Origin of the sequence: Pseudomonas sp. C 49-2, assembly GCF_003970195.1 — a bacterium.
GTDB classification, from domain to species: Bacteria; Pseudomonadota; Gammaproteobacteria; order Pseudomonadales; family Pseudomonadaceae; genus Aquipseudomonas; species Aquipseudomonas canadensis.
The window spans coordinates 1-10,711 of record NZ_RXYG01000023.1; the positions used below are offsets into that span (position 1 = coordinate 1).

General features: G+C 62.6%; 9 protein-coding genes and 1 pseudogene. 6 read left to right on the top strand and 4 right to left on the bottom strand.

Features of this window, described 5'->3' with window-relative positions; all coding sequences use genetic code 11:
- Positions 1-307 precede the first annotated feature (307 nt).
- Together aroA and EJ576_RS27890 are read left to right on the top strand one after the other, a co-directional pair.
- Entirely contained in the window at positions 308-1,564 is a 1,257-nt protein-coding gene (aroA, locus tag EJ576_RS27885) for a 3-phosphoshikimate 1-carboxyvinyltransferase (protein WP_122727484.1), read from the top strand.
- A gap of 32 nt (positions 1,565-1,596) precedes the next feature.
- Positions 1,597-1,986, top strand: a complete 390-nt coding sequence (locus tag EJ576_RS27890) for a hypothetical protein (protein WP_028615963.1) — start codon at positions 1,597-1,599, stop codon at positions 1,984-1,986.
- 1 nt (position 1,987) lies between these two features.
- On the opposite strand, the gene EJ576_RS27895 is transcribed toward EJ576_RS27890, so the two are convergent.
- The gene (locus EJ576_RS27895) at positions 1,988-2,587 is read right to left on the bottom strand and encodes an NAD(P)H-dependent oxidoreductase (RefSeq protein WP_126571620.1); all 600 of its coding nucleotides are present in this window, start codon (positions 2,585-2,587) and stop codon (positions 1,988-1,990) included.
- Between the two features lie 69 nt (positions 2,588-2,656).
- On the opposite strand from EJ576_RS27895, the gene EJ576_RS27900 reads away from it, so the two are divergent.
- The gene (locus tag EJ576_RS27900; RefSeq protein ID WP_028615961.1) at positions 2,657-3,250 is read left to right on the top strand and encodes a TetR/AcrR family transcriptional regulator; all 594 of its coding nucleotides are present in this window, start codon (positions 2,657-2,659) and stop codon (positions 3,248-3,250) included.
- A gap of 64 nt (positions 3,251-3,314) precedes the next feature.
- Here the strand turns inward: EJ576_RS27900 and EJ576_RS27905 are convergent, their stop codons facing one another.
- Together EJ576_RS27905 and EJ576_RS27910 are read right to left on the bottom strand one after the other, a co-directional pair.
- Entirely contained in the window at positions 3,315-3,983 is a 669-nt protein-coding gene (locus EJ576_RS27905) for a GNAT family N-acetyltransferase (protein WP_028615960.1), read from the bottom strand.
- A gap of 20 nt (positions 3,984-4,003) precedes the next feature.
- Positions 4,004-4,912: pseudogene (locus EJ576_RS27910) on the bottom strand (LysR family transcriptional regulator).
- Positions 4,913-5,024: 112 nt separating this feature from the next.
- Between EJ576_RS27910 and EJ576_RS27915 the strand changes: the two are divergent.
- The 3 genes from EJ576_RS27915 (at position 5,025) to EJ576_RS27925 (ending at position 9,505) form a co-directional block, all read left to right on the top strand.
- Positions 5,025-6,239, top strand: coding sequence for an MFS transporter (locus tag EJ576_RS27915; protein ID WP_126571621.1), 1,215 nt, complete (start codon positions 5,025-5,027; stop codon positions 6,237-6,239).
- Between the two features lie 81 nt (positions 6,240-6,320).
- Entirely contained in the window at positions 6,321-7,172 is an 852-nt protein-coding gene (locus EJ576_RS27920; RefSeq protein ID WP_126571622.1) for a CAP domain-containing protein, read from the top strand.
- A gap of 152 nt (positions 7,173-7,324) precedes the next feature.
- Positions 7,325-9,505, top strand: a complete 2,181-nt coding sequence (locus tag EJ576_RS27925; RefSeq protein WP_126571623.1) for an ATP-binding protein — start codon at positions 7,325-7,327, stop codon at positions 9,503-9,505.
- 3 nt (positions 9,506-9,508) lie between these two features.
- Here the strand turns inward: EJ576_RS27925 and EJ576_RS27930 are convergent, their stop codons facing one another.
- Positions 9,509-10,675, bottom strand: coding sequence for a diguanylate cyclase (locus tag EJ576_RS27930; protein WP_122727496.1), 1,167 nt, complete (start codon positions 10,673-10,675; stop codon positions 9,509-9,511).
- Between the last annotated feature and the right edge of the window lie 36 nt (positions 10,676-10,711).

Genomic DNA, 10,711 nt, shown 5'->3' on the forward strand with positions numbered 1-10,711 from the left:
TTCAAGCCGGAGTGAGGGCACACCGAGCCTAAGCGAGGTGCCGAGTGTTGGGGCAAGAGCGTTTTGCTTACTTTTGCGCTGTTCAAAAGTGAGCCGCCGTAAGGGCGGAACCCTAAGCCGCCGCTACCCAAATAACGGATATGTACACCGAACAAACGCCATCGCAGGCAAGCCAGCTCCCACAGTTGGAACGATATACCCCCAGTAAATATCAGCGCCCATGACCCCAAGCTCGACAAGCACCACATCTATACCCGATTATTCAACTCCGCCCGCCGCCCGTGCCTTGAATCAGGAGCCCTGTACCTTGAGTTCGCAGAAAACCGTGACCGTCACCCCGCCCAACGTCCCCCTCAATGGCAAGGTCGCGCCCCCCGGCTCCAAATCCATTACCAACCGCGCCCTCCTGCTCGCCGCCCTGGCCAAAGGCACCAGCCGCCTCAGCGGCGCACTCAAGAGCGACGACACCCGCCACATGTCCGTAGCCCTGCGCCAAATGGGCGTGACCGTCGACGAACCCGACGACACCACCTTCGTCGTCACCGGCCAAGGCAAACTGCAACTGCCGCCACAGCCACTGTTCCTCGGCAACGCCGGCACCGCCATGCGCTTCCTCACTGCCGCCGTGGCCACCGTGGAAGGCACCGTGGTGCTGGACGGCGACGACTACATGCAAAAACGCCCGATCGGCCCGCTGCTGGCAACCCTCGGCCAGAACGGCATCCAGGTCGACAGCCCCACCGGTTGCCCCCCCGTCACCGTGCACGGCGTCGGCAAGATCAAAGCCAAGCGTTTCGAGATCGACGGCGGCCTGTCCAGCCAATACGTATCGGCCCTGCTGATGCTCGCTGCCTGTGGCGAAGCGCCGATTGAAGTGGCGCTGACCGGCAAGGACATCGGTGCCCGTGGCTACGTGGACCTGACCCTGGACTGCATGCGCGCCTTCGGTGCCAAGGTCGAAGCAGTCGACGACACCACCTGGCGCGTGGCCCCGACCGGCTACACCGCCCACGACTACCTGATCGAACCCGACGCCTCTGCCGCCACCTACCTGTGGGCCGCTGAAGTGTTAACCGGTGGCCGCATCGACATCGGCGTGGCCGCGCAGGATTTCACCCAGCCGGACGCCAAGGCCCAGGCCGTGATCGCGCAGTTCCCGAACATGCAGGCGACAGTGGTCGGTTCGCAAATGCAAGACGCCATCCCCACCCTGGCAGTGCTCGCGGCGTTCAACAACACCCCCGTGCGTTTCACTGAACTGGCCAACCTGCGGGTCAAGGAATGCGACCGCGTACAGGCGCTGCATGACGGCCTCAACGAGATCCGCCCTGGCCTGGCGACCATCGAAGGCGACGACCTGCTGGTAGCCAGCGACCCCGCCCTGGCCGGCACCGCCTGCAACGCGCTGATCGACACCCACGCCGACCACCGCATCGCCATGTGCTTTGCCCTGGCCGGGCTGAAGGTTTCGGGGATCCGCATCCAAGACCCGGACTGCGTCGCCAAGACCTATCCTGATTACTGGAAGGCGCTGGGCAGTCTTGGGGTTCAGTTGAGCTACTGAGGGCTCGGCGTCGGAATGGGGAGGCACTGTACATGACAATCCGCCAACCCTGCCCACCCGGCGCCTGCGTCTGCGACCGCGAAGAGCTGCTGCAAGCGCCGGGCGCCGACCTGCGTATCCTTAACCTCACGCGGCAGGAAGAGAAAAAACTGCTCGACCGCCTTGAACACCTCAAGAGCCTGCAAGACCTGGAACGCATGCAACAGCTGATGTACCAGCAATTGGGCATCCGCGTGCATATCGCGCCGGGTCACACCGAGGTCAAGAGCATGCGTGGCATTCAGATCGTCATCGACGAGCTACCGGGCCTGTGCCGCAAGACCCGCCAATCGATCCCGGCCGCGATTCGTCGAGGCCTGGAGAATCAGCCGGAAATCGCTTACCGCCTGCTCGACGCCCACGATTTGTTTCGCGAAGGTTGAATCAACCAGCGACTGTCTCGGTCTCAAACAGTCCCTCGCCCAAGGCCCGGGCCTGCTTCAGATGCGCCTGCGCCCCGCCGCTTTCCGAATCCAGCAACAGCGCTGACGTGACCACCTGCGCGCCGCAGTAATCGAAGATCCCGTAGTCAATTTGCGTGCGCATGGCCTTGGCGTAGCCGTGTCGATCAAACGCTCCGTCGTCGGCAGCGCCCAGGGCCAGCAGGTGTACCTGCAAGTGGCGCAATTTCTTCACCACCGGCATATCGGGACCGTAATCGATCGCCCAACCGTTGATGAACACGCGGTCGATCCAGCCTTTGAGCAGGCCCGGCATGGACCACCAGTAGATTGGGAATGCCAGCACCAGCGCATCGGCGCGATCGATACGGGCCTGTTCAGCCAGTACGTCCGCCGGTGGCGTGGCGCGCATACGGTGTACCCGATGGTCGGCTGCGTTATAGCGCGGGTCGAACCCTTCGGCGGCGATGTCGGCCATTTCGAAGGTGTGGCCCGACGCAGCAAGGCCGGTGGCGACCTGGGCCGCCACGCTGTGGGTGAGGGATTGCGGGTCGTGGTGAGCAACAACGATGAGTGCGTGCATGACATTGACTCCCTGAGAGGTTACGCTGGGCTTAAGTTACGATTAGTAAGTTACTTTTGGTATATAAGCATGTCAAGCACAGCGTCCCCCGCTCCTCGTCGTCGCCTGTCTCGCGAAGATCGCCTGCGCCAACTGCTGGACGTGGCCTGGCAACTGGTGCGCGATGAAGGCACCGAAGCCCTCACACTCGGCCGCCTGGCGGAGTTGGCGGGGGTGACCAAACCGGTGGTCTATGACCATTTCGTCACCCGCGCCGGGTTGCTGGCCGCGCTGTATGAAGATTTCGATGCGCGTCAGGACCAGGTCTTTGCCAGCGCCATCGCGGCCAGCAACGCAACCCTTGACGACCGTGCCTGGGTGATCGCCGCGTCCTATGTGGATTGCGTGCTGTTACAGGGTCGGGAAATCCCAGGGGTGATTGCGGCCCTCAGCAGTTCGCCGGAACTGGAAGCCCTCAAGCGCCAGTACGAGGCGATCTTCCTCGATAAATGCCGTGACGCGCTGTCGCCCTTTGGTCGCATATCCCAGGCGGGACTGCGCGGCATGTTGGGGGCGGCGGAGGCGCTGTCCCAGGCGGCGGCCAGCGGTGAGATCAGCCGCGAAGAGGCGCAGCAGGAGTTGTTGGCAACCATTCTGGCGATGGTCAATCGCGGCCGCGATTAAATAATTTTTGACGGATGAGGAATAAACCAGCGCGACGGGTGTTTACCTGAGTACGGCGTGTGCTTCAGCCCCGATTCTGTATAAACACCTGCACCTTGTGCGCCAGTTGATCAAGATGCCGATCCCGCTGTTTCTCGGCATCCACCATGGCGCGCTTGCCATGTTTTTGCAGCAGATAGGTATGAATCTGCCGCACCTCCAATGAGCTGTAGATCGCCGCCACATCCAGCACGCCCATCAAGCCGTCCGTGCCGTAGTCCCGTGTGTTCATCAGCACCTGAGTGCCCCGTGCGCCGCGCACTTGAAAACCCATGCCCTCGAACGCCGGCACTTTTTCCACTGAGCACGCCAGCTCCGCATGGGGATATCGGCTCAGCACATCCCCCATCATTGCGCGTGCCACACCCTGGCGCCGGTGGCCAACCTGCACTGCCATAAACGCGATACCGCAGGCTTCTGGGTCATCCTTCACCGGCAGGTACAGGCAAAAGCCGATCAGCTTTTCCTCTTCCATCGCCACCACCAATTCGACGGCAATGCCTTTGGCACCGTTCAACGCTTCCAGGTACAGGTGCACCTCAAAGCCAATGGCGTACTGGTAGATGTTGTACAGCAGGTTGCTCGGCGGCAGCGCCACGCTGCTGATGTCGGTGAGGTTGTCCACCACCATCTGCAGGATCTGAGCATTGATGGGCTCGGGGCACGGTGTGGTGTAGCGGGTAAGGCTGAACATGCAAATTCCTGGGTTTAGCATCAAGGCAGCGGCGATTGTACCTGTTGCAGCCCGCACACCTCACGCAAACATCCGCGCAACCAGCGATGGGCCAGGTCAGCGTCCAGCCTGGGGTGCCAGAGCATAGACACGGTGAAGGTGGGCAACGCCAGCGGCAATGCAAAACTGCACAAGCCCTCGCGTTGGTGGGCGGTATAGCGTTCCGGCACGCTGGCGATCAGGTCGGTGTCGCGGGCTAGAGCGATGGCTGTGGCAAAACCGGCGACGACGGTATTGATCTATCGCGTGAGGCCTTGGGCTTCGAGCATGTCGTCGATCTGGCCGCGGTCCTGGCCGCGTCGGGAGACGTAGACGTGCCGGCCTGCGGCGTAACGTTCAACGCTGACGTCACCTCGGCTGAGAGGATGGCCACTGCGTACCACACCCACCAAGCGATCGCGAAACAGCGCCTGGGTCAGCACTTCCGGGCTGGCGGTGGGGTCGACCACGCCGGTTTCCAGGTCAACGCTGCCCTCACGCAACAAGGTGCTGTCCTTGTCGGTTTTGTTGATGAAGCGCAGGCGCACACCGGGCGCGTCCTCAGCGATACGCGCCAGCAATGCCGGGCCGAAATTTTCGACGAACTCTTCGCTGGTGCGCAGGGTGAAGGTACGCGCCACCTGGGCCATGTCCAGGGATTGCACGGGACGCAGCACCGCATTGGCCTCTTGCACCAAGCGGCTGACCTGCTCACGCAACGCCACCGCCCTGGGTGTGGGCACCAGGCCGCGACCGGCGCGTACCAGCAAAGGGTCGCCGGTGGTCTCGCGCAATCGGGCCAGGGCGCGGCTCATGGCCGAAGGGCTCAGGCGCAGGCGTTTAGCCGCAGCTGCGACACTGCCTTCGGCGAGCAGCACATCCAAGGTGATCAGCAGATTGAGATCGGGCATCCGCACTCCTTATAAGGCGTTGCATGCATCTATTAACTGCAATCCATGCGTCTTCCGCCATGTTAGGCGACGCCGTAGATTTGTGACAGTTGCCATTACTCAAGGATTTGCCATGTCTACCCAATCACGCGGCAGCCTCATCAGCCTGTGCCTGTCCATGTTGCTGGCCTCGCTGGGCACCAGCATCGCCAATGTCGGCCTGCCCAGCCTGGCGCAGGCGTTTGATGCCTCTTTCCACGCGGTGCAGTGGGTGGTGCTGGCTTACCTGTTGGCGATCACGGCGGTGATTGTGAGTGCCGGACGCCTGGGAGACCGGTTCGGGCGGCGGCGATTGTTGCTTGCCGGGTTGCTGCTGTTCGCCGTGGCGTGCGGGTTGTGCGGCTTGGCGCCGTCCCTTGCGTGGCTGGTTGCAGCACGCGTACTGCAAGGCCTCGGCGCAGCCGTAATGATGGCAATGGCCCTCGGCATGGTCGCAGACACTGTTACCAAGGAGCGTACCGGCCGCGTGATGGGTTTGCTGGGCACGATGTCCGCCGTCGGCACTGCAATGGGCCCCAGTGTTGGCGGTGTGTTGCTGAGTGTGTGGGGCTGGCGCGCGATCTTCCTGATAGGCATGCCATTGGGAGGGATGGCTGTCGCCCTAGGCTACCGCTATCTGCCGATTGACCGGCCCCGCGTGGCACCCCGCGATGGCTCAAGTTTCTGGGCATCATTAAAAGACGCGCCGTTGCTCACCGGCCTGGTCATGAGTGCCCTGGTCGCCGCCGTGATCATGGCCACGTTTGTGGTTGGACCGTTCTATCTGTCCCGAGGCCTGGGACTCGATCCCGAATGGATGGGCCTGGCAATGGCGGTCGGGCCCTGTGTCGCGGCCATCAGCGGCGTCCCCGCCGGCAGGCTCACCGACCGCCTCGGCAGCCCGCGCATGACATTGGCCGGCCTGGGCCTGATGGCCTGTGGCGCCCTGCTGTTGTCCTGCGCTTCGGGCCTGTTCGCCTACCTGGGTGCATTGGTGATCCTGACCACCGGTTACAGCCTGTTCCAGGCCGCCAACAACACCGCTGTGATGAGCGACGTGGATGCCGCGCGGCGTGGCACGGTCTCGGGCCTATTGAACCTGTCACGCAACCTCGGGCTGATTGTCGGCGCCTGGGCGCTGGGCGCGGTGTTCGCCTGGGCCAGCCCGGATGTCACCCGTGCGCTCCCCCAATCCGTGGCCTATGGCCTGCATGCAACGTTCGGCGTCGCACTGGCCTTGATCCTGCTGGCATGGGTGATGGCATGGCGCCGATTCAGTGCCTTCAACTCCCTGCAGAACACCCATTGAGGCAAAAAAACAAAAAAGGCGTTGCACCAGACCGGGTTACATCGCGCATCATGGGCACTTTCAAGCTCAAGGGTAACGTCCATGCGCGTTCTGTCATTGATGATGGGTCTTACGACGCTGGCCGCCACTACGGTGTTCTGCGCCAGCGCGATGGCGAATGAAGAAAGTCAGTTGGTAAAACAGATCAACCAATACCGCAGCCAGGTGCAACGTTGCGGCGACCAGGGCTCCCAGGAACTGCCGCCATTGGCCAGCGACACCCGGCTGGTGCTGCCGGCCACCAACGTGGGCGACCTGCAGCAGGCGCTGGCGCGGGCCGCGTACCCGATGGTCAATGTGCAGGCGATCAGCCTGTCGGGGCCCAAGGATGCCCAGGCAGCCATGAAGGCGGTGCGCGAAAGCTTCTGCCGCGTGGTGCTGGACCCGCAATTTGTCGATATCGGCGTGAGCAACAGCGGCCAGGACTGGCGCATCGTGCTCGCCCGCCCGCTGCTCACCAGTGGCCTGGGCGATTGGCAGACCGAAGGCAAGCAACTGCTCAACCTGATCAACACCGCGCGCTCACAACCACGCCAGTGCGGCACCCAGGCGTTCACGGCTACCACGCCGTTGTCCTGGAATGACGACCTGGCGGGCGCCGCCAACAGCCACACGCGCAACATGGCCAACGGCAACTTCTTCGATCACCTCGACCACGACGGCCGCACGCCCGGCGACCGCGCTGAACTGGCTGGGTACATTGCGAAGAACATCGGCGAAAACATCGCGGCCGGCCTGGATACACCACGCAAGGTTGTCGACGGCTGGCTCGCCAGTCCGGGCCATTGCGCCAACCTGATGAACCCGCAATTTCGTGAGTTGGGTGCGGCCTATGCCATGGACCCGAAAAGTGATGCGGGGATTTACTGGACGGGGGTTTTTGGCGCCCAGTAGGCCCACCTGCCCATCCACTCAAACGGACAGTGCATCAAATTGCTATCACCGCGATAATCCCGCTGAACTGCCAGCGGGCATTCCGGTCTGTTGCTTGTTGGGCCGTCCCTTCCAGGCAGTGAACAGACCGTGGCAAACAAGGTGTTATCGCAATGATGAATTGGCTGCAAAGCAGCAGCGACATGGCTGAGCAGGTTCGCCAATACGATTGGGCAAGCACCCCCCTGGGACCGCTGGAGCAGTGGCCGGATGTGCTCAAGACCACCGTGGCGTTGTGTCTTGCGTCGAGCTTCCCACAATCAATCATTTGGGGGCCTCACCTGACCACGTTGTACAACGACGCGTTCATTCCGATCCTGGGCGACAAACCTTTTGCACTCGGTCGTCCATTCAGTGAGGTGTGGCATGAAGTCTGGGCCGACGTGAGTCCCATCGCCAATGCGGCGTTTGAGGGGCATGCCACCTATATCGAGAATTTCCCCCTGCTGATCGAGCGCGGCGCTGGCCTCGAACAAGCCTATTTCACCTTTTGCTACAGCCCCATCCGCGACCCCGATGGCAAGGTTGTCGGGATGCTGGATACCGTCACCGAAACCACCGCCACCGTGTTCCTCAACCGCCGCCTGGCGGTGCTGGACGCCGTGGGCAGCGCCGTGGCCAATGCCACCGATGCCGAAAGCATCATGTCCACCACCACGCGCCTCTTGGCCGAGCACCTGCACGTCTCCAATTGCGCCTATGCCGACATGGACGCCGATGAAGACGGCTTTACCATTCGCGGCAACTGGGCGGCCCCCGGCTCGCCGAGCATCGTCGGGCGCTACAGCCTGGCGTCGTTCGGCGCGCGGGCCGTGCAGCAACTGCGTGCTGGAGAACCGCTGGTGGTGCAGGACAACCGCGTCGAATTCCCGCCGGAGGTAGCCGCCAGCTACCAAGCCCTGGGCGCACTGGCGACCGTATGCTTCCCACTGATCAAGGACGGCCGCCTGACCGCGTTGATGGCAGTGCACCACAAGACGGCACGCGTCTGGGCGCCCTACGACCTGGCGCTGGTCGGGGAAGTCACCGAGCGTTCCTGGGCGCATATCGAGCGGGTGCGCGCCGACGCCGCCGTACGCGAGGGCCTGGCGGCGTTCACCGAGCTCAATGCCACCCTGGAACAACGGGTGCAGGAGCGCACCCTCGCCCTCACCCAGACGGAAGCGGCGTTGCGCCAGTCCCAGAAGCTGGAAGCCATCGGCCAATTGACCGGCGGCGTGGCCCATGACTTCAACAACCTGTTGACCATCATCCGCTCGTCGGTGGACTTCCTGCGCCAACCGGGGTTGTCCGAGGAACGGCGCCAACGCTATATGAGCGCTGTTTCCGACACCGTCGAGCGCGCCAGCAAACTCACCAGCCAACTGCTCGCTTTCGCCCGACGCCAGCCGCTCAACCCGGAAGTCTTCGATGCAGGTCTGCGGGTCAAGAACATCGGCGAAATGCTCGAAAGCGTCACCGGCGCACGTATCCATGTGCAGGTGCAATTGCCCGAGCGTCCTTGCCATGTGCGCGTCGACGCCAGCCAGTTTGAAACCGCGTTGATCAATATCGCCCTGAACGCCCGGGACGCCATGGACGGGCAAGGCACCCTCACCTTGCACGTGGCCCCGGTGGACACCATGCCGCGCATCCGTGGCGACGAGGAAAGCCGCCAACCCTTTGTGAGCATCGCCCTGGCCGACACCGGCAGCGGCATTCCCGGCGAGACGCTGGAACGCATTTTCGAACCGTTCTTCACCACCAAGGCCGTCGGCAAAGGCACTGGCCTGGGGTTGTCCCAGGTGTTCGGCTTTGCCAAGCAGTCCGGCGGAAACGTCGATGTGGCGAGCCATCCGGGCCAGGGCACGCTGTTTACCCTGTACCTGCCAGAGGTGGCGGCGCAGGTGATATCACACGAGCAAAGCCTGCAAGATCCCCTGCCGGGCCAGAACATAACGCTGCGCCATATCCTGATTGTGGAAGACAACCTCGAAGTGGGCCGCTTCGCCAACCAGATCCTGCAGGACCTGGGTTACCAGACCACCTGGGCCACCGATGCGGAGCAGGCGCTCGCATTGGCCGGCGCGGACGCCCTGGCGTTCGATGGGATTTTTTCGGATGTGGTGATGCCCGGTATGACGGGCGTAGCGATGGCTAAAGTATTGCGCCAACGGCGCCCGGATTTGCCGGTGGTGCTCACCTCCGGCTACAGCGAGGAACTGGCCGAAAGTGGTTACGAAGGGTTCGAGTTCCTGCCCAAGCCCTACTCCGCCGACCAGGTTGCCCGGGCGCTTGCCAAGGCGATGTCCTGAGTCCTATTCCGCTACCGCCACCTGATTACGCCCTTGGGCCTTGGCACGATACAGCGCCTTGTCAGCGGTGTTCATCAGGCCGTGCAGGTCCTGGTCCTGAGTATGGGTGGAGGCCACGCCGAGGCTGGCAGTCAGGCCATGCACCGGCTCGGAGGCCAGGCCTGAGATGGCCTTGATCAACTGCTCGGCAATGTCCCGCGCGGTTTCCAGCGACGTATTAGGCAGCAACACCGCAAATTCCTCGCCGCCCAGGCGCCCGTACACGTCGGCCTGGCGGAACGAGGCACTGATCACCCCACCAATCTGGCGCAGCACCTGGTCACCGGCCTGGTGACCGTAGGTGTCATTGATTTCCTTGAAGTGGTCCATGTCCATCATCAACGCACACAACGGCTGCTGATTGTGACGGCATTGTGCGTACAAGACCTGGGCATGTTCGAAAAAGGCACGCCGGTTCATCAGGCCGGTGAGTTCGTCGGTCTGTGCGGCGCGGGTGGAGATGTTGTGGGCACGCTCCATCTGACGGGTCAGGCGAAAGGCCTTTTCCAAGGCGTCCGACAGCTTGCGCGTGGCGCTGACCACAAAGGTGGAGAACACCAGCACCGCAATGGCGACGCCCACTTGCATCGAGGATGGCTGGAACAGCAGCCACACGGTGCACGGCAATAGCACCACAGCCATGGAGGCCAAGGTCATGTAGCGATAAGCCGAGTAACAGGACACGGCGCTGACCGACATCCCCACCGTAAACAGCATCACCAGCACCTGGGACAATCGATCATCGGTGGGCATGACCGCCAACGCACCGATTCCCCAGGTTGCGGCAGACAGCATCAGCGTAACCCAGTAACGGCGCTCCCAACGGTCCGGCGTACGCTCGGCATTGGGACAGCGAAACCACTCCATGAACATCTGGATACGAACCAGGGAAGTCACCGCCAATACCACCAGCCAGACCAGGATGACCTGATGGTCAAACCGATCCCAGCACAACCAGCTCAGCATCACCGCGGCCAGGTAACTGCCGAAAATCGCAGCAAATGACTGCCGGAACAGCTGGTGCAAACGGTCGGTCCGCACCTGCTCCTCTATAAAGCAATCCTGGTCCTGCCCACGCCCAAGGCCATTCATGAATTTCGCCTGATTCGACTGCCACGACAAAGGCGCCATTGTGGCACCCTGCCAGTAGTGCGGACAACAGAATCC

What these genes read in the sequence shown, in the direction of transcription:
- EJ576_RS27905 (WP_028615960.1), bottom strand. Translation starts at nt 3,983, where the DNA reads ATGTTCAGCCTTACCCGCTACACCACACCGTGCCCCGAGCCCATCAAT.
- EJ576_RS27900 (WP_028615961.1), top strand. Translation starts at nt 2,657, where the DNA reads ATGTCAAGCACAGCGTCCCCCGCTCCTCGTCGTCGCCTGTCTCGCGAA.
- EJ576_RS27930 (WP_122727496.1), bottom strand. Translation starts at nt 10,675, where the DNA reads ATGGCGCCTTTGTCGTGGCAGTCGAATCAGGCGAAATTCATGAATGGC.
- EJ576_RS27920 (WP_126571622.1), top strand. Translation starts at nt 6,321, where the DNA reads ATGCGCGTTCTGTCATTGATGATGGGTCTTACGACGCTGGCCGCCACT.
- EJ576_RS27890 (WP_028615963.1), top strand. Translation starts at nt 1,597, where the DNA reads ATGACAATCCGCCAACCCTGCCCACCCGGCGCCTGCGTCTGCGACCGC.
- EJ576_RS27895 (WP_126571620.1), bottom strand. Translation starts at nt 2,587, where the DNA reads ATGCACGCACTCATCGTTGTTGCTCACCACGACCCGCAATCCCTCACC.
- EJ576_RS27925 (WP_126571623.1), top strand. Translation starts at nt 7,325, where the DNA reads ATGATGAATTGGCTGCAAAGCAGCAGCGACATGGCTGAGCAGGTTCGC.
- EJ576_RS27915 (WP_126571621.1), top strand. Translation starts at nt 5,025, where the DNA reads ATGTCTACCCAATCACGCGGCAGCCTCATCAGCCTGTGCCTGTCCATG.